A 21519-nucleotide genomic window follows, 5' to 3' on the forward strand; every position below is an offset into this window, starting at 1 on the left:
TCTCTCGCCGGGCGGGCAGACACCGAGGTCACAGCCCCGACGCCCCCTCCCTCAGCGCCCCGGACAACCCACCCAAGTGGCCGCAAGGTAACGCGGAACCTAACGTCGGACTAAAATTTCCGGCTTGTCGGAGCTGGAGCCGGACAACCCCAGGCAAACCTGCGGGCCCACCAGCGCCCCGGAGGCTTCCGGGATCGAGACGCGAGGACCCGATGGCAGCCATACACGAGAGCAGCGCTCTCGGCCTGCTCGATGAAGAGATCCGCGAGCGATTCGGTAGTACCGCACGTTTCTCGGGCGGGGCCGCGGCCTCTCCCCGCACACTTGTCGACATCTTCGAGGCGTCCGTCCGGTCGTACCCGGACGAGCTCGCCCTGGACGACGGCGCGCGGCGCCTGACCTACCGTGCGCTGGCCGTCGAGGTCGCGGCGCTGCGGCGCAGGCTCGCCGACGCCGGTGTGGGACTCGGTGACCGGGTGGGCGTGCGGGTGCCGTCCGGGACCAACGATCTGTACGTCGCGATCCTCGCCGTACTGGCCGCGGGCGCCGCGTATGTGCCGGTGGACGCCGAGGACCCGGACGAGCGGGCCGAGTTGGTGTTCGGCGAGGCCGACGTACGGGCCGTCATCGGTGCCGACCATGTCATCAGCGCCCACAGCAGGGCGGACGTTCCCGCCGGCCGGCCCGGTGTCGAGCACGACGCCTGGATCATCTTCACCTCCGGGTCGACGGGGAAGCCCAAGGGTGTCGCCGTCACCCACGAGAACGCCGCCGCGTTCGTGGACGCCGAGGCCGCGCTGTTCCTCACCGATGACCCCATCGGCCCGGGTGACAGGGTCATGGCGGGTCTGTCGGTCGCCTTCGACGCGTCCTGCGAGGAGATGTGGCTGGCCTGGCGCTACGGCGCCTGTCTGGTGCCCGTCCCCCGCTCGCAGGTCCGCAGCGGTGCCGACCTCGGACCCTGGCTGGTGGAGCAGGACATCAGCGTCGTGTCGACGGTGCCCACGCTGGCCGCGCTGTGGGAGCCGGAGACCCTCAACGACGTACGACTGCTGATCTTCGGCGGTGAGGCCTGTCCGCCCGAGCTGGTGCAGCGGCTGGTGACCGAGGGGCGCGAGGTGTGGAACACCTACGGGCCCACCGAGGCGACCGTCGTGGCGTGCGCGTCGCTGATGAGCGGCGAGGAGCCGATCCGGATCGGGCTGCCGCTGAACGGCTGGGAACTGGCCGTCGTCGACGAGGCCGGGCAGCCCGTGCGGATGGGCGAAAGCGGCCAGTTGGTGATCGGCGGGGTCGGGCTCGCCCGGTACCTGGACGCCGAGAAGGACGCGGAGAAGTACGCGCCGCTGCCGTCGCTGGGCTGGGAGCGGGCGTACCGCAGTGGTGACCTGGTCAAGGCGGAGCCCGAGGGGCTGGTCTTCCTCGGGCGGGCCGACGAGCAGATCAAGCTCGGCGGACGGCGGATCGAGCTGGGCGAGGTGGACGCCGCGTTGCAGGCGCTGCCCGGTGTCGCCGGTGCCGCGGCTGCCGTACGCACCGCCCGCAGCGGCAATCAGCTGCTCGTCGGGTATGTCGTCACGCAGGACGGCTGGGACCACGCGGCCGCCGTCGAGAAGCTGCGCGCCGAGCTGCCCGCGGCCCTGGTGCCGCTGCTCGCGCCGGTCGAGGACCTGCCGACGCGGACGAGCGGCAAGGTCGACCGCAACGCGCTGCCCTGGCCCCTGGAGGGGCTGGAGACGGGCGGCAGGGCCGAGCAGCTCTACGGCACCGAGGCGTGGCTCGCCGAGCAGTGGACGGAAGTCCTCGGCATCCCGGTGGGCAGCGCCTGCGACGACTTCTTCGCGATCGGCGGCAGCAGCCTGGCCGCCGCCCAGCTGACGACGCGGCTGCGCACCCGCTACCCGAGCGCGGCCGTCCTCGACATCTACCAGCAGCCGACGCTGCGCAAGCTGGCCCGGCACCTGGAGGAGTCCGCGCAGGACGACACCGCCCGACGGACGATCGCTCCGGTGCCGAAGCGGGCCCAGGTGATCCAGCTGCTGGTCATGCTCCCCCTGTTCACGTTGCTGGGGCTGCGCTGGATGGTGCCCCTGGCCGCGCTGGGGAACGTGCTGACCGCGTACTCCTGGCTGCCGACCGCCCCTTGGTGGCTGGTCGTGTCCGGGGCGCTGCTGCTCTTCAGCCCGCCGGGACGGCTGGCGATCGCCGCGGGCGGGGCGCGGCTGCTGCTGCGCGGCGTGACGGCCGGGCGGTATCCGCGCGGCGGCAGCGTGCATTTGCGGCTCTGGGCCGCAGAACGGCTCGCGGAGTTCAGTGGCGCGACCTCGCTGACCGGCTCCTGGCTGGAGCGGTACGGCCGTGCGCTGGGCGCCAGGATCGGGCAGGACGTCGATCTGCACTCGCTGCCGCCGGTCACCGGCATGCTCAAGCTGGGCCGGGGCGCCGCCGTGGAGTCCGAGGTCGATCTGTCCGGGTACTGGCTGGACGGTGACCGGCTGGAGATCGGGCCGGTGAAGGTGGGTGCGCACGCCGTGGTCGGCACGCGCAGCATGCTGTTCCCGGGTGCCCGCGTGGGCAAGCGGGCGGAGGTGGCGCCGGGTTCGGCGGTCGCGGGGCAGATTCCGACCGGTCAGCGCTGGGCGGGCGCGCCCGCGGTCAAGCTCGGCAGGGCGAAGCGGAACTGGCCCAAGGACCGGCCGCGGCGCGGCGCGTTCTGGCGCGCGATGTACGGCATGACCGGCATCGCGCTGACGCTGCTGCCCGTCCTCTCGCTGGTCGCCGCCCTGCTGGTCGCGGATGTCTTCGTGGCGCCCGGCGCCGGGCTCGGCGAGGCCCTGCGGGGTGCCGCGCTCGCGCTGGTCCCGGCGACGCTCGCCTTCGGGCTGGCGTACGCCGTGCTGATCCTGATCGCCGTACGGCTGCTGAGCCTGGGCCTGCGCGCGGGCACGTATCCGACGCACAGCAGGACCGGCTGGCAGGCGTGGACGGTCACGCAGCTGATGGACCGCTCCCGGGAGACGCTGTTCCCGCTGTACGCCGGGCTGGTCACGCCGGTGTGGCTGCGGCTGCTGGGCATGCGGATCGGCAAGGGCGCCGAGGTGTCGACCGTGCTGGCGCTGCCGAGCCTGACGACCGTCGGTGAGGGTGCCTTCCTGGCCGACGACACGCTGACCGCGCCGTACGAGCTCGGCGGTGGCTGGGTGAAGGTCGGGCGCGCGGAGATCGGGCGGCGGGCCTTCCTCGGCAACTCGGGGATGACCGCGCCGGGGCGGAGCGTGCCGGACGGCGGTCTGGTCGGGGTGCTGTCGGCGACGCCGAAGAAGGCGAAGAAGGGCACGTCGTATCTGGGGCTGCCGCCGGTGAAGCTGCCGCGCAGCGCGAGCGACGGCGACCAGAGCCGGACGTACGACCCGCCGGCGCGGCTGCTGTGGGCGCGCGGGCTGGTGGAGCTGTGCCGGATCGTTCCGGTGTTCTGCTCGGCGGCGCTGGCCGTGCTGACGGTGGCGGCGCTGAGCGCGCTGGGCGGCTGGGCCTGGCTGCTGGGCGGTGTCGTGCTGCTCGGGGCGGGCGGGCTTGCGGGTCTGCTGTCGATCGTCGCCAAGTGGGCGCTGGTCGGGCGGCACCGCAGCGGGGAGCACCCGCTGTGGAGCTCCTTCGTGTGGCGCAACGAGCTGGCGGACACCTTCGTCGAGGTGGTCGCCGTGCCGTGGCTGGCCGGGTCGGTGCCGGGTACGCCGGTGATGACGGCGTGGCTGCGGGGGCTGGGCGCGCGGATCGGCAAGGGCGTGTGGGTCGAGAGCTACTGGCTGCCGGAGACGGATCTGGTGACCCTGGAGGACGCGGCGACCGTGAACCGGGGCTGTGTGCTGCAGACGCACCTCTTCCACGACCGGATCTTGCGGACGGATACTGTTGTCCTCCGTGAGGGCGCGACGCTGGGTCCTGGCGGAATCGTCCTGCCGGGCAGCGAGATCGGGGCCCGCACCACACTGGGTCCCGCGTCACTGGTGATGGCCGCGGAATCCGTTCCCGACGACACGCGCTGGCTGGGCAACCCGATCGAAGCATGGCGTCGGTGACCGCGACTGTGTCGACGTCGGGGGATGAAGGACGTCGTACGAGCGCAGCGCGAGGAGCAGACGCAGCAGTGGCAGTTCAGCAGTCCGTGGGTGCGGACCCGTACTTCCCCGACAACGGTGATCCCCGTTACCGGGTGCATCGGTACGAACTCGCGCTGGACTACCGCCCGGGGCCGAACCGGCTGGCCGGCACGGCCCGGATCAACGCCATAGCGGGCCGGTCGCCGGTCGGCGAGTTCCAGCTGAACCTGGCCGACTTCAAGGTCGGCCGGGTCCGGGTGGACGGACGGCAGCCGCACTACACGCATCGCGGTGGCCGGCTGCGGATCCGGCCCGCCAAGCCGATCCGTGCCGGGGCCGCGTTCACGGTGGAGGTGCACTGGTCGGGCAATCCCAAGCCGGTGAACAGCCCCTGGGGCGGAATCGGCTGGGAGGAGCTGGAGGACGGGGCGCTGGTGGCGAGCCAGCCGATCGGGGCGCCGTCCTGGTATCCGTGCAACGACCGGCCCGCGGACAAGGCGTCGTACCAGATCTCCATCACGACGCCGTCGGCGTACTCGGTGGTCGCGGGCGGGCGGCTGCTGACCCGGACCACCAAGGCGTCGACGACCACGTGGGTGTACGAGCAGGCCGCGCCCACGTCGAGCTATCTCGTCGGGCTGTCCATCGGCAAGTACCAGACGGTGCTGCTCGGCGACCCGGGGCCGGGCGGCGTGCCGCAGCACGGGCACATTCCGGCGCATCTGCTGCCGGAGTTCTCGCGGGACTTCGCACGGCAGCCCGCGATGATGGAGCTGTTCCAGGAGCTGTTCGGGCCGTATCCGTTCGACGAGTACGCGGTCGTGGTGACGGAGGAGGAGCTCGATGTGCCCGTCGAGGCGCAGGGGTTGTCGCTGTTCGGCGCCAACCATGTGGACGGGGCGCGGGGTTGGGAGCGGCTGGTCGCGCATGAGCTGGCGCATCAGTGGTTCGGGAACAGCGTGTCCATCGCGGACTGGCGGCACATCTGGCTGAACGAGGGGTTCGCCAAGTATGCCGAGTGGTTGTGGTCGGAGCGGTCGGGTGGGCCCACGGCGCAACAGCATGCTGCGGGGGCTCACCGGTTGCTCGCCGGGCAGCCGCAGGATCTGAAGCTGGCCGATCCCGGGCGGAAGTTGATGTTCGACGACCGGCTGTATCAGCGGGGTGGGCTCACCGTGCATGCGTTGCGCTGCGCGATGGGTGATGCGGACTTCTTCCGGATGCTGCGTGCGTGGGTGGGGCTGCACCGTAGTGGTGCGGTCAGCACGGGGGTGTTCACCGCGCATGCGGGGCGGTTCACATCGGAGCCGCTGGATGGCTTGTTTACGGCGTGGTTGCAGAAGGGGGCGTTGCCGCCGTTGCCCGAGCAGGATGTGCGGGTACCTGTGCGGCCCAGTTTTCCGCCGGGTAGCGCCTGAGAGCTCGGGCCGCACGGTTGTTTTGCGGGTGCGGGTCAGCTGTGGCTTGTCGCGCCCACGCGGCGGAGCCGCAAATGTCACAGCCCCGCGCCCCTTTCGGGGCGCGGTACTGCACGCGTGTCTAGCTGTGCGGGACCCTCAGTTTGTCCCAGCTGATCTTGCCCGGTATGCCGTCCGCGTCCTTGCCCTTGAAGCGGAGCTTTTGCTGCCAGGCCTGGTAGGAGCGGCGGTCGGCCTCGGACCATTCGGGGCCTGGGCCCACTTCGTAGCGGCCGCAGCCTTCGGCGACGAGGCGGTGGCCCATGGCGGTGATGATGGGGGACTTCTGGCCGACGTGGAAGAAGCCACTGCCGGGGAAGGGCTCGTAGGTCGGCTTGGGCGGGGCGGGCTTGGGGTCGGGTTGCTTCCCGCCGGTGTCGCCGCCCTTGCCGGCCAGGCGTTGGGCGATGCGCTTGCGCATGCCGTCCATGGTGAAGCCGCGTGGGTCCACCTTGCCGGGCTGCCACTCCTTGTGGCCGATGACGGAGCGCTCGGTCCAGCCGTGGTGGCGGCAGATCGCGGCGGCGACCTTCTCGATGGCTTCTTTCTGGACCTCGGGCCAGGGGTCCTTGCCGTTGCCGAGGTTGATGCACTCGAAGCCGTAGAAGTGGCGGTTGCCGTCGGTGTCGGCTTCGTTGTCGTGGGGCAGTTTCGTCTCGTTGATCACGGCCCGCAGGACGTCGTTGTCGCCGAGGCCCGCGTGGTTGGCGCGGCCGTTGCCGACGAGGTGGATGTGGCCCTTCTTGTCGATGACGCCGTGGCAGAGGGGGCCGGGCAGGCTGGAGTAGCCGTCGTAGCAGATGTCGACGGAGGCGTTGGTGCCGGAGGTGACGGTGTGGTGGATCATCACGCCGTTGACCGGACCCCAGGGGCCCTTGCCGTTGCGGTTGTGGGAGCGCCAGTTGCGGACCTCGTGGACCGTCAGGCCCTCCGCACGCAGGATCTCCACCATCTTGGACGCGCTCAGTGGCTTGGCCATCACTCGTCTCCTTCCGCCGCGCGCTCGGCATCCGCCGTGGTCTGCGACCGACCGCCTGAGGGATCCTCCGCCGTCTGTTCCTCCCGGCGGGCCTGGGCCTCGGCCGCCAGGGCCGCCTCGTCCGCCGGCGGGATGCTGCTGGCCAGCGCGGTGAACGCGAGCCGCAGGTCCACGGTGCCGCCCTCGCCCTTCACCAGTGCGAGCGGGGCGTAGGAGCGGACGATGCCGGCCGGGGCCTTGAGGAGGGGGCGGCGGGCCTGGTCGGTGGGCCACTCGACGCTGCCCGTGGCGGTGCGGGCGGGGATGAGCCAGTGGTCACCGGTCGTGTACGTGGCGCCCTTGGCGAAGTAGACCTCGACCCCGTCCTCCAGGGGCAGCCACTCCCCCTCCTCGATCCGCACCGCGCCGCCCTTGAGGGCTGCCGTACGGCCCTTGCGCTTGGGGCCCTCGTGGTGGTCCCAGCGGCGCAGGAACGGGCCCAGGTGAGGCAACCGCCCGACCTGCCCCTCCGGCTCGGCGGACAGCCTCACCCGGCGGCCCGGCAGGTCCAGTTCCTCGATGCGCAGCAGCGGCAGGGGTTCGAGGCGGGAGGCGTACGCGGTGTCGGTGAGCTCGACGTGGTCACCGACGTCGAGGTCCAGCTTCTCGTCGTGGCCGAGGGTCGCCAGCTGCACCCAGGTGCCGTCGAGTTCGTCGACCGGGAAGACCACGGAGCCGTTCTCGCGGGACCACTTGAACGTGGCGTCCTTGGCCTCGCCGCCCTCGTGGATCTCCACCCGGTACAGCTGGTTCTCCGGGCCGCGGTAGCGGGCGTCGGGCTTGACCAGGCACGGGTCCTCGTCGGCGTGGTCGGGCCGTTCGCTGCGGGCGGCGAGCCGGGCGGTGGGGGTGGACTGCTTCTGTGCCCAGCGGGTGAAGGCGGCCCGGACGTCCTCCTTCGGCGGGTTCGCGCCTTCGATCTCCAGCGCGGCCAGCGAGAGCGGCAGCACCTGCCAGACGACCTTCACGCGGGCGGCGGTGTCCGGCAGCGCCGTGCCGAGGGCGATCTCGCGCAGCGCCGGGTCCTCGGCGGCGCTGACCGCGCGCTCCCACACCTTGAGATAGACGAGGAACGGCGACTGGGCGGGCGAGGGCAGCCGGTCGCCGGGCTTCTCCGGGTCACGGAAGCCGTCGGGCTGGTCCCAGTACGTCCAGTACGCGGGCGGCTGCGCGGTCTCCTGCTCCTCGGCGTCCTCGTCGGGGACGGGCGTGCCGGGCGCCGGGCGGTTCGCGTCGAGCAGGATGCCGTCGACGTAGTAGCGGCCGCCGTGGATGTGCAGGGTGTCGATGTCGTGCTTGCCACCCACGTACTCGATCCGGAAGCCGGCGGCGTCGCGCGGACCGCCGTGCTGTCCGATCAGGTCGGCGGCGAAGGTGCGCGCCCGGTGGAGCTGGATCGCGGTCTGCTCGTTGGCGTCGGCGTCGAGCTGGACGCGGCCCTGCTGGGCGATGACCGCGGAGTAGTGCCGCTCCGGGCGGAACGTGGAGCGGGAGAGGTCAGCGTGCATGAAGGGGGTCCCCCTGGTTCAGGAAAGTGCGGGTAGGGCGTACGGCGGCACTGCTCATGTCACTGAGAAGATCCCGGTCATGTCACGAAGAAGATCCCGGCGTCCGTGCCCGCCGGCGTGTACTCCTGCAGCCGCGCGCGCAGACCGTCCTCGCGCTGCGGCCGGTACAGGTCGTGGAAGGCGCCCAGCTCGGCGCCGTCGTCGGATCCGCGGCGGATCTCCTCGGGACCGCGGTCGGCCAACTGGCCGTACCAGGGCGTCCCGTAGCGCACGGCGGCGAACAACGGCCGTACGGCTGTGCAGCGGTGACGTCGCGGGGTGCGCGAGCCGACGGGCACGGCCGAGTACCGCAGGCAGCCGATGCCGCGCCTGGCCACGTGCAGCTTCCCGGTGAGGACGGAGTTCTCGACGATCTCCACGGCGTGCGTGTGGATTTCGCCGATCACCGTCGTCCGGTGCAGATGCAGCACGGCGTGGGCGTGGCGGCAGTCCGGGGCGGACAGGGCCTCGCGGTCGTCGCCGGTGGCGTCGAGGATGCTGTCGCGCAGGTGGATGTCGAGCGGTTCCTCCGTGACTTCGTCGCCGATGACCTCGATGGTGCCGAGGATGCTGTGCTCGACCTGGAGGCAGGCGGTGGTGCGTTCCAGGACGACGCTGGGTTCCTCGGGCGAGTGCGGCTCGCACTCCGGCTCCAGCGACCAGCCCGGCACCAGCGTGCAGTGGCGGACGACGACGGCGCCCATCGGGCCGGTGACGTTGATGCCGCGGCCGGCGACGAGGAGCCCGTCGAGGACGAGGCGCGGACGCTCGTGCGGGGCGCAGTCCTCGGACACGGCACGGATGTTGAGGGCGTCCGGGCGGTTGCTGTACCAGTCGAGCAGCCGGATCACGGGTCGGGTGCCTTCGGCGGCCCGCAGTTCGAGGCGGTCGCCCGGGTCGAGGTCGAAGTCCAGCTGCTCCTGGTAGGCGCCGCTGTGCGTGATCTCGATGATGCCCTCGGGCCCGGTCCGGTCGGCCCGCCGGTCGTGCTGCCAGGCCCGGTAGGCGTCCATGATCTGCCGGTACGGCTGTCCGGGGCCGACCCGGTACGTCTCCGCGTCGGGGCGCGGCTCCCTGTCCCGCTCGTACTCGCCGCCGCCCATGTCGGCGCCGAACGCGTAGTGGTAGTCCACCCAGACGCCCTGCCGGGGCGCCGACCGGGCGCCGAACGCGATCCGGCCCAGCTCCGGGTCGACGGCCACCTGCCCGCGCTTGGGACGGTAGCGCCACTCGGACAGGTCGGCCACGACGATGTCCTGCGGCGGTACGGGCTTGTCCTCGCCGTCGCGCCGGACGACGAAGCTCTTGCCGGGGCCGTAGTAGTCGGCCAGCCGGTCGTGGAGCATGCGGCGGGTGATGAAGGCGGGCACGTTGTCGACCGCGGCGATGTGGGTGGGCGACGGCTCCGGGACGGGCTTGGTGACCAGGGGGCTGTCGTTGCCGAGGATCGAGAAGGTGTAGAGGCTGCGGGCGCGGTCGATGCAGTACGCCGGGGACGACGTCAGCGAGTATGCCTTGAGCCGCCACACGAACAGCCCCACGCCGGCCGGGGTCCAGCCGCCCTGCCGGTGGCGGGAGTCGGCGCTGCGGACGTCGACCGTACGGGCCGATGTGGCGAACGGGCCGCCCGCGAGGGCGAGTTCGGAGGAGTTCCGCAGGTCGACGAGGCGCCCTCGGACGGCTCGCTCGGCACCGCCGTACAGCTTCACGGGCTGGTTGTGAGCGACCATGCGGGACAGCTCGACGGCGCGCGCGGGCCAGCCGGTGATCTGCTCGGAGAGTTCCTCCAGGAGGTGGAGGGTGCCCTTGCGGCGGCGGTTGGCGACGGTCGCGGCCACGTCGGCGCGCGGGGCGACGGCCTCGGCGAGTGCCGCCCGTCCGCCCTCGTGCAGGCCCGTGGTGAGGACGCGTTCATAGCCGGGCAGGGTGCGGTAGCCGACGAGGTCGCCGAGGTACGGCAGCACCCAGGGCGCCGCGGTCTCCACGAACAGGTCCTCGTAGCCCTGCTCGACACCGTCGCGGACGCGGTCCAGCTGCTCGGTGATCACGGCGAGCAGCGCGCGCAGCGCCTCGCCCTCCTCGGCGTCCCGCAGCAGGTGCCAGCGGGGCAGCAGCGCGGCCAGCCCGTCGGGCTCCCTGGACGTCGCCGGGGCGGTCGTCGTCTCGAACTGGGCATCCGTCGAGTTAACGGCCATCACTTGACCTCCGTCAGGATCAGGGTGTCCGCGGCCCTCGGCGACAGCAGCGCGAGCTGCGCCGGGCGGATACCGCGGAAGACGAACACCGGCCGGCCCTTCGGCAGGCGCCGGGTGTCGGTGATGTCGGGGTTGAGGCGCAGGAGTTCGGCGAGTGGGATGCCGTAGCGCGCCGCTATGGCACTCAGGGTCTCGCCGTCGTCGGCTCGGACGGTGTGGACCGTCTCGTCGTACGTCGCCGGGTGCGCCGGCACGCTCGTCCGCGGGGCGCCGGGGCGGGTGAGCAGCTCGGCGAGCCGGTCCGGGGTGGCGGACGCGGGGACGCCGGTGAAGACATCGACGTCCACGTAGTCGACGCCGGGCACGGTGTGCGCCGTGGCCAGGATGTCGGAGAGCCGGGCGGGCTGCGCCAACTCCCGCCCCTCGTAGCCGAGTCGGCGCAGCAGTGCCTGACGCAGGCGCGGCTCCACGATCTGCCAGGCGTGGTCGGGAGCGACCTTCACCTTGGCCGCGACGACGAGCAGGACCAGCTCGCGGACGTCGACGCGGACCGGCAGGCCCAGGTCGCCGTACTCGGTGAGGGCGGCCCGCAGTGGCTGGAGCGTCTCCTCGCCGAGCGGCACGTCGTCCGTGCCCGCGACCGTCACGTGCACGACGCGCCGCCGCCCGTCGAAGAGTTCCCGTGCGGCGGCCCGGCCGACGCCGGCGCGGGAGCGGGCGAAGTCCTCGTAGTCCGGCGTGGACACCAGCCGGTCCAGGGCCGAGACCGCGAGGGGGATCGTACGGCGGGTCAGGCCGGGCCCGTCCGCGTCCGAACCGCCGGTCGCGGGGCGGGGGTTGGTGACCGCGGTGACGCCGAGCGGCCGGGTGAGGGGCTGGGTGATGCGGTCGGCGGCGACGTTGGCGGCCTTGCCGGTGCCGAAGCGGTAGCGGGCGCGGACGTTCTCGTGGCCGCTGGGCAGGCGGGCGCCGTGGATGCCGTCGCCGAAGGAGACGGTGGTCCGGCCGTCCGCGGTGCTGCCGGTGATGTAGACCCGCTCGTTCGGGCCGCGTCCGGCGAGGCTGTCGACCTCGTGCCAGAGCACCCCGTCGATCCGGATCTCCAGCACCGGCGTGGCGCCGAGGGGGTTGTCGTCGGCGAGCCAGGTGAGCGGGGTCTGCCAGAGCGCGAACGTCTGGTTCACCCGGTCCGAGTCGCCGCTGCCGATCGCCTCCTCGCGGCTCTCGCCGTGGGTGACCTCGACGACGTTGCCGAGGACGCGGACGGTCGCGCGCCGGTAGCGGTGGGCGAGGTCGGCGGTGAGGGTCAGCGCGGTGTGGACGTGGTCGCCGGGCAACTGCGGGTCCACGGCCGGGTCGGCCGCGGCGATGGTGACGACCTCGGTGGCGGTGACACCGGCCACGCCCGGGATGTCGGTGCGCTCGCCGGTGACGATCAGCGTGCGCCCCGGCTGCAACCCGTCGTACAACTGCGCGAGTTCGATCTCGTTGCCGTACACGTCCTCGGCGAGGGGCTCGTCGGCCAGGCGCAGTGGCTCTCCCGCGGCGTGCACGGTGGTGTCGCGGATGTGGGAGAGCAGGACGTCGAACTCGTCCAGCCAGGGGTCGGCGAGGGTGAGTTCGGTGCCGCGGCCGGTGATGCCGTAGTTGGTGTACGCGGCCGTGCGGACGGCGACCACCTGGGTGGTGACGAACGACAGCTTTTCGTCGCCGGGGAGGCCGCCCTCGGCGCCCTTCTTGGGGCGCTGGACGGCGACCCAGCTGCCGACCGTGATGCCGGTGTGGACGGAGTCGAGCTGCAGTACACGGCGGTTGATGGGCTGCGGCTTGCTGGCGATGACCACCTCGACGTTGGGCTCGGCGGTGCCCACCGTGTAGCGCACGCTCACCTCGTACTCACCGTGGGTGAACTGCTCGCTGCCGCCCGGCCGCAGGGCGACCTCCTCGGCCGTGCCGTTGTTGATGCCGACGTGAACGAGGCCGTCGTTGTCGGGACGCGACACATGCAGGGTGCGCTCGGGCAGACCCGAGTGCATCCGGACGGTGACGCCCGGCTCCTGGGAGTCGGCGGGCCGGCGGTTGAGCCAGTTCAGGTCCCTGTCCTGCCCGGCGCGGACCCTCAGCTCGACCTGCCCCGGGCCCAGCGGGAAGTTCACGAACTGCGGCACGGGCAAATTCTCGGCACGCTGATCGGAGCTGCTGCCCTCGACGTACTGGAACTCCCCCCGGACCGGCACCTTCCCCGCCGTGTCGTACACGATGCGCAGGCTGGTCAGCGCCGCCCCGGTGAGCGGCCAGTCCGCCGTACGGATCACCCGCCCCCGCTCGTCCTGCACCGGCTTGAGCGGAGCCGTGGCGCCGAAGGGGGCCGCGGTGACGCGCATGACGAGGAGGTCGCGGAGGAGTTGGGGCGTGCCGTGGACGGCGGCGGTGCGCCAGGCCGGATAGAGACCGGGGTTGAGCGCGGAGAGCAGCCGGGCAGGGTCGGCGGCTTGGCGTTGGGCACTGCTGTGGGCCGGGGCGGCGGGACGCAGGGCGGGCAGTACGGCGCTCAGGGCTTTCAGAGCGGCGGCACGAGAATCGCCCTCAAGGGGCGCGGGGCTGTATCGATATGCGGCTCCGCCGCGGGGCGCGACCAGCCCAGACGGCGCCGCACCCGCCAAACCACCCGACTCAACCGTCTGCGCAGGCGCCAACTCCAAGGCCCGCTCACCAAGTTCCGCGAGCACCGCCTCCAACTGAGCAAACCACTCCGCCACGTCCTCATACGGCGTAGCCAGAACCTGCGCCTCACCAAGCCTCGCAACCGGCTCAACAAGCCGCCCCGCGAGCTGTTCCGGCGTCTTCACATCACCCAGACCCGCCCGCAACGGCGCAAGAACCTGATCCTCGAAGTCCTCGATCAGCCGACTGACCGGACGCGGATTGGGAACCTCCGGAGTAGGCGGCTCATCACCGGGCTCGCCCGGCCCGGCAGGCTCAGCGGTCCACCGCCGTACCTCGTCCACAAGTTCCTTCAGCGTCGGCGGCGCCGACTTCGGCAGCGAGATCGCGGTGATCTCGTCGTCCCGGTCGACCCGCGTCTTGGCGACCGGCAGCAACGTCCGCTCCCCGCCCGCCCGTTCACCGAACACGAACAGCAACTGGTCTCCGGTCCGGAGGGAGTTCCCCGTGCCCTCGACGAACAACTCCGACCGGCGCTCCAGATCCGCTGGGGTCACCAGCGACGGCCGACGCCGACGTACCTTCAGCTCGTTCCAGTCCCAGCGCGCCACCAGATCACGGCTGGTCTCAAACGTCTGGGACTGCTCGTCGGCGGACGCCGGCACGCTGTGGCTGCGCGCGCCGCGCGGGATGACCGCCGGCAGCGTCTCGGCGCGCGGGTCGCGCTCCAAGGTGTAGGCGACGTGGGTGGCCGCCGCGACGCCGGGGCGCGGACGGTGGCCGACGAGCCGCCCGAGCAGCACCAGCGACCGGTGCTCGTTCGCCGTACGGACATACGCCTCGTCGGCGATCCGCTCCGAGTGGAAGGTGAGCAGGTCGCCCAGGACGGCGGTGGCGTCGAGCAGGCCGATCGCCGGGTCGTCGGGGGTGCGGACGGTCAAGCCGTCGAGCGCCGGGTACGCGGGTGAGGCGAGCCGGTCGAGCAGGGCGGCCAGGAAGGAGCCGTACTCGCCGACGCGGTAGTCCAGCGCGGTGCGGCCGGGTGGGTTGTGGAGCGGGGCGGGGGCTAGGCGCTCGTCGTGGCCGCCGCATGCGCCGCCGCAGGAGCACGCGTCGCTCATCGGGCACCTCCCAGGGATATCGCCAGCAGGCCGTTCTCCGGCCGGTCCGGGTCGTTGTCGCAGGTGGCGATCTCCAGCGGGCCGAGCCGCAGCACGCCGTCCTCCCTCTCTCCTCGGTCCTGTTCGAACAGCCGCCGCAGCCGGGTCACCCGGACGCTCTCCACGCCCGCGACCGCGGCGGCCACGGCGACCAGACGGCTGAGCCGGACGGGTTCGCCGAAGCTGAGCGCGTCGGGGTGGAAGAAGCCGTTGCGGCCGCTGCCCAGCACCCGGTACAGCTCGGCCAGGATCTGGCCGTGCTGGTGACCGGGCTTGGCACACACGGTCAGCACGATGTCGAGCGGGACCAGCCGGGCCGGGCCGACCACGAGGTCGTGACCGATGCGCCGGTACGGCTCCAGGGCCTGCTCGACCGAGGCGAGCAGCGTGGCCAGCGGGGCGCCGGTGCCGTAGGCGTCGATCGCGATGTGTGCCTCCTGGAGGCTGCCGGTCCAGCGGATCTCCGCTGCGGCCCGCTGCACGCCGGGCAGGGCGGAGGCGAGGGCCGCGTAGTCCTCGGCGGTGACCGCGCGCAGCCGGGTGCGGCGCAGGTCGAGCGGGGCCAACTGGCGTGCCTGCTCGACGGGTTCGGGTTCCGTGCCGCCGGTGGCGGGCAGCGGGTTGCGGACCACGGCGGCCGGTGGCGGCTCGCAGTCGTCCTGGACGACGAGGTGGTTGACGGCCTCCGCGCCGACGTTGCCCGCGGTGCCGCCGCCGAGCCGGTAGTGCAGGGCGAGGCGCGATCCGGGGGTCGGCCTGGCCCCGTGCCGTCCGTCGCCGAAGCGCAGCGCGATACGGCCGTCGTCCTCCAGTTCGCCGACGAAGTGCCGGTCGCGGGAGCCACTGTCGAGCAGATCGCGGCGCGGCTCCCAGACGGTGTCGTCGCCTTCGAGGGCTCGTACGGCGGGCAGCGCGCGGCGCGGATCCTGCGCGAGCCCGGCGGTCGCGGAGCCACGGAGCACCGGCTCGTCGGGGTGGAGTCCGGCCGCGTACGACGGTCCCCAACTGTGCGCGATCTCCCAGGCGATGTGGCCGTCGAGGACCGTGCCCGCACGGGCCCGTGCCGCGAGCACCTCGACGCGCTGCAGCTTGGCGTCGAGCAACTGGTCGCTGCGGTACAGCAGTTCCCGCAGGGCCCGGACCGGATGCAGGCGGAGTTCCAGGCGCTCGAGGATCTTCAAGCCGTAGACGACGGCGAGTTCGGCGATCTCCGCGTCGCCGAGCCCGTCCCGGTCCCGGGCGCTGCGCCACAGTTCGACGAGCCGCTGCCGTATCCGCCCGGGGATGGCGGCGATCCGCTCCGCCTGGCCCGCGGACACGGTCCGCGGGTCGGGGAAGGGGACGGCCTGGGTGACGGGCGTACGGCCCAGGACGGGCCGGAAGCGGGGCCGGATCCCCGGGTAGACGGACTGGGCGAGCAGGGTGCGCAGGGCGGCGGCCTGGGCGTACGCGGTGCCGGGGACTACGCGCTCGTGCCGCTGCCCCGCCCGTTCCAGGCCGAGTCCGGCGCGTACGGTCGTGGCCTCGCCGACCACCTCGAACAGTTCGCGGACGTCGTCGGGCGTGAGCGCCTGGCCCTCTTCCGTCTTGTCCGTGAGGGAGTTGATGAGCCGCGCGGGCGCGTTGCCCTCCTCGCGGTCGTGGCAGCCGAAGGCCGGGGGGTCGCAGGGGGCGACCACGGCGGGCTCCTGGGGCACGGTGACGGTCTCGGGGAGCCCGGTCAGGGAGCGGCCGTGATCGACGAGGACGACATTGCCGCGGGCGAGGCTCACGTCCTCGACGGGCAGGCAGTCCCGGCCGCCGCGCGTGGTGAGGCAGAGCGAGAAGCGCAGGGCGTCCTCGGTGGCCCAGGTGACCTCCAGGACCGGCTGGTCCTCGATGCGGTCGACGGCCGGGGTGACGGAGGTGAGGCGTACGGCCTGGCGGTGGGCCGGGTCCTGGTCGCCGGGGGTGCCGGTGCGCGGGCCCTTCACTTCCTCCAGGATCAGCAAGTCACCCGGTTTCAGGTCCAGTTGGCGGTCCCGGCAGGTCTCCGGGTCCTGCCACTCGTCCCTGAGCGTGGCCGACGTGGCGCCCTTGGGCAGGGTGCACACCTCGCCGCCCCAGGTCCACAGGCGGATCGCGTTGTGCGCTACCCGCAGCTCCAGCGGGTCGGCGGTGACGACCGGTTCGAAGACCTCCACCGAGCCGCGTTCGTCGAGGTCGCCGAGGTCGGCCTCGCCGATGACCGTGCCGGGCTCGGGCCGGTCGTGCGGGTCGAGGGTGCGGACGTCGACGGAGGCGAAGCGGTAGGTGCCCGGGGCGAGCGTGTGGTCGCCCGCGGTCTCCACGGCGACGTAGGCGCGGGCCGTGCAGCCGTCGTGCATCGCGTAGTCGATGAGGCGGACATGGCGGCGTACGGAGACCCGGCGGCGCGCGGTGTCGAGATAGGCCTCGGTGGCGACCGCGTCCTGCTGGTAGCTGATCTGGTCGCCGGTGTACGCGAGCAGCTCGACGAGGGTCATGCCGAGGTCGGCGGGGTTGCGCTCGACCCAGTCGGGGGTGGTGAGGGCGAGCCGGTCGAGGAGGAGCTTGCGGATGGTGTCGTAGTCGCGGGCCGTGTAGTCGACGACGGGGGCGTCCGGGAAGTCCGGGGTCTCGTCGCCGTCTTCCTTGCAGTCGAAGGGAGTTGGGCAGTCGGGCCGGAAGGAGAAGGCCGCGCTGTGGTAGCGCTGGTCGAAGCCGCGGTACGGCTCCGTGCCCGGGCGGCCGTACGGGTCCGTCTCCACGAGGGCGAACCGGTAGCGGGAGGTGTCGCCGGCCCGGTCGAGGGTGACGTAGAGCCGGTCGTCGAGCTCGGGGTCCTCCTCGCGTTCGACGCTGACGTCGACGGCGGTGATCCCGGTGATCCGGCGGCCGCCGTCGATGCGGACGTTCTCCGGGCCGATGCCGTGCGGGGCCTTGCCGAGGAAGGTGACGGTGAGCAGCAGCCCGTCGTCGCTGACCTCGACGGCGTCGACTCCGTTGAGCTGGGCGGCTCTGACCTTGGCCCGCCGGGGAGTTGTCGTGTGCGTCATGCGGTGGCCCTCCCTTCGAAGACGTCGTCGCGGCGGGTCCCGTCGGAGCGCAGGGCGTACGACAGGTTCACGCGGACGACGTGGTCCTCGCTGACCACGTCGAGGGCCTCCACGTCGATGAGGTCGCCCAGCCAGCGCTGGAGGGATGCCTGGACGGAGAGTTCGAGGGTGCTGATCAGCTCGGGGCTGGCCGGCGCGAACACCAGATCCAGCAGCCCGCACCCGAAGTCGGGGCGCATCACGCGCTCCCCGGGGCTGGTGAACAGCAACTGCTCGATCAGGTCGTGGACATGGTCCCCGTGCCGGGCATGCGCGGTGCGGCCCCGACGGTCGGGGCGGAAGGGGAAGGCAATGTCGCTGCGGGGGTGGGTGCGTGGGCTCATCGGACGGACACCTTCCGCTGGGAGCCGGTGACGACGGGCGGCCCCTGTGGCACCAGGGCCGCGCTGAAGCACTGGCCCGCGGAGCTGTCGAGCAGTGCCGGGGCGCCCGCGAGGGTGACACCGCTCGCGGAGGCCGTGAACCGTACGGACACGCACGGATGCGGTAGGCCGTTCACGGTGTGGGTGCAGCCGACGACGGTGTAGGTGTCGGCTGTGGTGGCTACCGCCCGGCCGCCGATCAGCACCGCCGCAGACGGCGCATGTGCCGCTGTGGCACGTCCCCCGTGCGGGCAACTGATCACGGCGTCGGCGCCGAGCAGGTTCCCGGAAGTCCCGGACACGATCCTCGTTCCCCCGTTCCTAACGCTTCGAATCCACGGTCAACTGGCCCTCGTTGACGGTGACCCTGCCGTCCTTGAGGGTGATGCGGGCCGGACCCGAGGCGATGACGATCGCCTCCTCGGTGATCCGGATGTACGCGCCCCCCTTGGCCTGCAGCAGAATCCCCTCGTCGGGTCCCGTCACGTCGTTCATCACGATCTTGTGCGCGAGTTGGGTCTGCACGACGACCGGCTTCAGGGCCGACGGCCGCGCCAACTCCCGTTGCGCGTCGGGGGAAGCTCGGTGCGCTCGCCCCACCAGCAGCCCGTCCAGATCGGGAAGCTGGGGTCGCCCTGCTCGAACTCGACCCACACGCCGGCGTCCTTCGGCGGCACCACGAACTGCCCCGCTTGCTCGCCGGTGAACGGCAGGCAGGGCAGCGCCCAGGTGGAGGGCTCGTCGCCGAGCACATCGGGGACCTGGACGGTGATCCGTCCGATGCCCAGGGGATCGTTGTTGTCGATCACCCGGCCCCGGAACTTGCCCATGTACCGGTTGTTCGCTGCCGCCATGCTGGACTGCTCCTGTTTCTAGGATTCTTCGGGGTGTGCGCCACCGTCACGGCCGTACTGTGTCGCCGCGCGCGACGAGGCCTTCCCTGGAGAGCGTGAAGTTCTGGGTGAACGAGCCCGGGCGGAGCGTGTGCGTCACGGACTTGACGTAGTAGTCGCCGTCGTACATCGCCCCGGAGCCACGGACCCCGACAAGGCTGCGCGGGTGCAGCAGATAGCCGTGCCGGGTGACGTCCAGGGAGCCGGAGCCGGTGATGACGTCGGCGGAGGTGGCGGCCCGGGCCAGGAGTTCGGCCTGTGCCTGCTGGATCTGCTGCTTGGCTGTGCCGGTCAGGGTCCTGCGCTTCAGCGCGGGGGTGGGCCGACGGCCGAGCGGCGGCCGCAGCGGGCTGATCGAGGGCTGGCCGAGCAGCGTCGTCTGCCGGTTCGCCGGATCCTGCCAGCGCGCCTGGGGCTCCTCGCGGGCGGTCCCGTCGTACGCGAACGTCAGCTGATCGACGGTCGAATTGGGGCCCATGTTGACGTTGAGGGCGTGCTGCCGGGTGCCGAGCCGTACCTCGGGTCCCCAGTAGGCGGAGGACTGTCCGGGCGTGGGCCCCGGCTCCAGATAGAAGGCGTACCCGTTCCCCTGTGCCAGCTCGTTCACGTACTGCAGATCGGTGCTGCTCTGGTAGTGGACCCGCAGTTGCTCGTGCGGGGGTTGCAGGATCTGCTCGTCCTTGACGTCGGGCTGGATGCCGTAGTCGCGGTAGCGGCCGAGGATGGCGTGGACGCGGCGGGAAGGGGCGAGATTGGGGTAACGGTCGGTCCGCTCCTCCAGGTCCATGAGCAGGGTCAGGTCCTCACCGGTGACGGTGAGGGTGGTCTGCCCCGGCTGGTTGCTGGCCCCGACTTCCTGCCGCACGATGACCCCGTCGAAGAGCACCTGAGGAGTCCCACGCACACTGACGGAGACGATCACCCGAGTCTTGGGATCGAAGAATCCCTCGGGCAGCAGGTTCCTTTGAATGAGCCCGCGTTTGCTGAGATCGAAGGCCATCTGGAACCCGCTGCGCTCCCCCGCCGTGACGGTGATCTGCGCGGAGAGCAGGGCCTCCATGACCTCGGCGGGCACGGGCCGGGTGAGCTTGGGGCCCATGTGCAGGGTCATGTGGACGGGCCCGGCCCCGACGGGCACTTCCTCAGGCACGCCGGCCTCCCTGCGGGAAGCCACCGGGCAGCGGTACGTCCACGACCCGGCCGGCCTCGTCGGTCAACTCGCGTGGATCGAGCGCCGGATTGGCGTCCGCGATCTGCCACCACTGCCCCGGGTCACCGAAGTACCGCTGCCCGAGCAGATCCGGCCGCTCACCCGCGCGGACCGTGTGCTCCTCGGTCTCCTGCGCATCGAGCGGGGGCAGCAGCCGGCGCTTGGTGTACCGCACTTCGGTGCCGTCCTCGGTGACGTGCACGCCGATCTCGGCGTCGTGATACCGGCTGGAGCGGGGGTAGGGGTGGGCCCCGGGTATCGCGTCCAGAGCGCTCTCGTACGGCTGGATGCCGTCGCTACCGGCCATGTCGGTGTCAGCCCCTTCCCAAGGTGACGGCGCCGCGCCCGCTCAGCCCGAGCGCACCGAGGCTGCCGCCACGGGCGGAGGCGGCGAGCCGCTCCTTCTGCGCGAGATGCGCCATGTACAGATCGGCACCGCGGTGCCCGGCCGGCAGGTCGCTGACGCTCAGCACCTTCAGCCCGATACTCAGGCTCGCCCTGATCGGATTGAGATTGACGTCGAAGGCGGACTCATTGATCGACAGCTCGGTCAGCCGGACCGGGAGCACGCGCTTGCTCCCCCACGTGAACAGGGTCAACGGCATCTCGATCGGCGTGATCTCGATGGTTCCCTTCTGCGTCTGCTTGGCCGCTTCGCGCAGTTGGGCGGTGGTGGGGTGCACGAGCATCTCGAGCGTGGCGAGCTGGGGGTGTATGCCGTCGGGCGCGGCGATCTCGAGTTGATCGGTGGCGTCGATCTCGGCGGTGAACTTCCAGGTCTCTTCGGCGGGGCCCTTCAGGCGGAGCGCCTCATTCCGGTCACCACTGCCGGTCCCGCCGCCTTCGCCGCCCTGGCCCCCGGCGGCCTGCGGCGCGAGCGAGCGCTCCAGGGTGTCGGGGTTGAACTGCAGGACGATGATGCGCTGGGGGGAGCCGGTGTCGGGGTCTACTACGACCAGGCCGGAGCGGATGGGTTTGGGGATGTCTGCGTAGCGCGTCACTCGTCCTCCGAGGAGTCGTCGCTTTCGGCCAGGATGTCTCTCACGTCAGAGGCCGGATAAGGGGCGTCCTCTGGCCACGTGGCGGCCTTTGCCTCGATGAGACTTCGATGGGACACCAGATCGTGCTTGGCGAGTGCGCGTGCCGCAGTTGCCTGCAGTTCGAGATCGTTCAGTTCCAGGGCCCGTCGGAAATCGGCGAGAGCCTGCGGGGACGAGCTCTTGGAGAGTGCCTGCAATGCTTCGAGACGGTCATCGACGTCCCTGCCGTCGTCGAAAACCACTCGGGTCAGTGCGGTCACCAGCCGCTCGTCCACGCCGGCCGACAGCTGGAGGATTCTTCCTGCCGACCTGAACGCCGCCGATTCGGCGTCGTAGTTCGGCGGCGCGTCAAGTACACGGGCGATCGACTCGCTGTCTTCCACCTCTGCCCTGTTGATCATGATGAGGAGTGCGCTCGCGGAATCCCTGCCCTTCATCGAAGCGCCCGTTTCCGAAGCGGCAGAAGGCGCATCCCGAAGGATCTGTCGCGCGCGCTGCAAAACCTCCTGGTCGAAGTCCCTGAGCACATTTCCGAAGCCGTGCCGCTCCATGGAAATCGCATAGTGGTAGTGGTCGAGAGCGATCCCCACGGCTGCCGTGACTCCGCTCCGCAGGAGGTCGACGAAGGCGCGCAGGGCCGCATCCTCGTCGGATGGGCTCGCGAGCTCGGACCGTGCGGCGTCGAGAGCGGGGTCGCCGAGCTTCACACCCTGCCAGTGGTACGTTCCGAACCGGCTCATCTCTGTCCTCCTTTCAG

The 21519-nt window shown here is 71.7% G+C and carries 15 protein-coding genes; 2 read left to right on the plus strand and 13 right to left on the minus strand.

From position 1 onward, the window contains the following. The first annotated feature begins 212 nt into the window (after positions 1–212). Both QQY66_RS08975 and QQY66_RS08980 read left to right on the plus strand, forming a co-directional pair. Complete coding sequence (locus QQY66_RS08975; RefSeq protein WP_301978578.1) at positions 213–4079, plus strand: Pls/PosA family non-ribosomal peptide synthetase; 3867 nt, start codon at positions 213–215, stop codon at positions 4077–4079. Positions 4080–4147: 68 nt separating this feature from the next. After that, complete coding sequence (locus tag QQY66_RS08980; RefSeq protein WP_301978579.1) at positions 4148–5518, plus strand: M1 family metallopeptidase; 1371 nt, start codon at positions 4148–4150, stop codon at positions 5516–5518. Between the two features lie 121 nt (positions 5519–5639). Here QQY66_RS08980 and QQY66_RS08985 read toward each other — a convergent pair whose 3' ends face one another. The 13 genes from QQY66_RS08985 to QQY66_RS09045 all read right to left on the minus strand — a co-directional run bounded on the left by QQY66_RS08985 (position 5640) and on the right by QQY66_RS09045 (position 21502). Further along, the gene (locus tag QQY66_RS08985; protein ID WP_301978582.1) at positions 5640–6536 is read right to left on the minus strand and encodes a peptidoglycan-binding protein; all 897 of its coding nucleotides are present in this window, start codon (positions 6534–6536) and stop codon (positions 5640–5642) included. After that, the gene (locus tag QQY66_RS08990; RefSeq protein ID WP_301978584.1) at positions 6536–8083 is read right to left on the minus strand and encodes a DUF6519 domain-containing protein; all 1548 of its coding nucleotides are present in this window, start codon (positions 8081–8083) and stop codon (positions 6536–6538) included. The genes QQY66_RS08985 and QQY66_RS08990 overlap by 1 nt, the downstream gene beginning before the upstream one ends. Before the next feature lie 77 nt (positions 8084–8160). After that, positions 8161–10317 (minus strand): hypothetical protein, encoded by a 2157-nt coding sequence (locus QQY66_RS08995; protein WP_301978586.1) that lies wholly within the window; start codon positions 10315–10317, stop codon positions 8161–8163. Next, the gene (locus QQY66_RS09000) at positions 10317–14102 is read right to left on the minus strand and encodes a putative baseplate assembly protein (RefSeq protein WP_301978587.1); all 3786 of its coding nucleotides are present in this window, start codon (positions 14100–14102) and stop codon (positions 10317–10319) included. Before QQY66_RS09000 ends, QQY66_RS08995 begins: the two co-directional genes overlap by 1 nt. Then, complete coding sequence (locus tag QQY66_RS09005) at positions 14099–17197, minus strand: putative baseplate assembly protein (RefSeq protein ID WP_301978588.1); 3099 nt, start codon at positions 17195–17197, stop codon at positions 14099–14101. Before QQY66_RS09005 ends, QQY66_RS09000 begins: the two co-directional genes overlap by 4 nt. Further along, positions 17194–17580 (minus strand): GPW/gp25 family protein, encoded by a 387-nt coding sequence (locus QQY66_RS09010; RefSeq protein ID WP_301978589.1) that lies wholly within the window; start codon positions 17578–17580, stop codon positions 17194–17196. Before QQY66_RS09010 ends, QQY66_RS09005 begins: the two co-directional genes overlap by 4 nt. Next, positions 17577–17921: a hypothetical protein gene (locus tag QQY66_RS09015; protein ID WP_301978590.1), complete on the minus strand. Its 345-nt coding sequence runs from the start codon at positions 17919–17921 to the stop codon at positions 17577–17579. The genes QQY66_RS09010 and QQY66_RS09015 overlap by 4 nt, the downstream gene beginning before the upstream one ends. Before the next feature lie 19 nt (positions 17922–17940). After that, positions 17941–18144 carry a hypothetical protein gene (locus QQY66_RS09020; protein ID WP_301978591.1) on the minus strand — a complete coding sequence of 68 codons (204 nt, stop codon included), beginning with the start codon at positions 18142–18144 and terminating at the stop codon, positions 17941–17943. Positions 18145–18155: 11 nt separating this feature from the next. After that, entirely contained in the window at positions 18156–18473 is a 318-nt protein-coding gene (locus QQY66_RS09025; protein WP_301978593.1) for a phage baseplate assembly protein V, read from the minus strand. 46 nt (positions 18474–18519) lie between these two features. Further along, positions 18520–19611, minus strand: a complete 1092-nt coding sequence (locus QQY66_RS09030) for a hypothetical protein (RefSeq protein ID WP_301987238.1) — start codon at positions 19609–19611, stop codon at positions 18520–18522. A 43-nt stretch (positions 19612–19654) separates the two neighbouring features. Beyond that, positions 19655–20029: a hypothetical protein gene (locus tag QQY66_RS09035; RefSeq protein ID WP_301978594.1), complete on the minus strand. Its 375-nt coding sequence runs from the start codon at positions 20027–20029 to the stop codon at positions 19655–19657. Between the two features lie 7 nt (positions 20030–20036). Next, the gene (locus QQY66_RS09040; RefSeq protein ID WP_301978595.1) at positions 20037–20723 is read right to left on the minus strand and encodes a hypothetical protein; all 687 of its coding nucleotides are present in this window, start codon (positions 20721–20723) and stop codon (positions 20037–20039) included. Beyond that, positions 20720–21502: a hypothetical protein gene (locus QQY66_RS09045; RefSeq protein ID WP_301978596.1), complete on the minus strand. Its 783-nt coding sequence runs from the start codon at positions 21500–21502 to the stop codon at positions 20720–20722. The genes QQY66_RS09040 and QQY66_RS09045 overlap by 4 nt, the downstream gene beginning before the upstream one ends. Positions 21503–21519: the final 17 nt, after the last annotated feature.

Source organism: Streptomyces sp. DG2A-72 (assembly GCF_030499575.1).
GTDB lineage: Bacteria > Actinomycetota > Actinomycetes > Streptomycetales > Streptomycetaceae > Streptomyces.

Excerpts from the sequence above, each read along its gene's own strand:
- QQY66_RS08990 (WP_301978584.1), bottom strand. The coding sequence starts at position 8,083 with ATGCACGCTGACCTCTCCCGCTCCACGTTCCGCCCGGAGCGGCACTAC.
- QQY66_RS09030 (WP_301987238.1), bottom strand. The coding sequence starts at position 19,611 with ATGGGCCCCAAGCTCACCCGGCCCGTGCCCGCCGAGGTCATGGAGGCC.
- QQY66_RS09025 (WP_301978593.1), bottom strand. The coding sequence starts at position 18,473 with ATGGCGGCAGCGAACAACCGGTACATGGGCAAGTTCCGGGGCCGGGTG.
- QQY66_RS09000 (WP_301978587.1), bottom strand. The coding sequence starts at position 14,102 with ATGAGCGACGCGTGCTCCTGCGGCGGCGCATGCGGCGGCCACGACGAG.
- QQY66_RS08975 (WP_301978578.1), top strand. The coding sequence starts at position 213 with ATGGCAGCCATACACGAGAGCAGCGCTCTCGGCCTGCTCGATGAAGAG.
- QQY66_RS08995 (WP_301978586.1), bottom strand. The coding sequence starts at position 10,317 with ATGGCCGTTAACTCGACGGATGCCCAGTTCGAGACGACGACCGCCCCG.
- QQY66_RS09010 (WP_301978589.1), bottom strand. The coding sequence starts at position 17,580 with ATGAGCCCACGCACCCACCCCCGCAGCGACATTGCCTTCCCCTTCCGC.
- QQY66_RS09035 (WP_301978594.1), bottom strand. The coding sequence starts at position 20,029 with ATGGCCGGTAGCGACGGCATCCAGCCGTACGAGAGCGCTCTGGACGCG.
- QQY66_RS09045 (WP_301978596.1), bottom strand. The coding sequence starts at position 21,502 with ATGAGCCGGTTCGGAACGTACCACTGGCAGGGTGTGAAGCTCGGCGAC.
- QQY66_RS08985 (WP_301978582.1), bottom strand. The coding sequence starts at position 6,536 with ATGGCCAAGCCACTGAGCGCGTCCAAGATGGTGGAGATCCTGCGTGCG.
- QQY66_RS09005 (WP_301978588.1), bottom strand. The coding sequence starts at position 17,197 with ATGACGCACACGACAACTCCCCGGCGGGCCAAGGTCAGAGCCGCCCAG.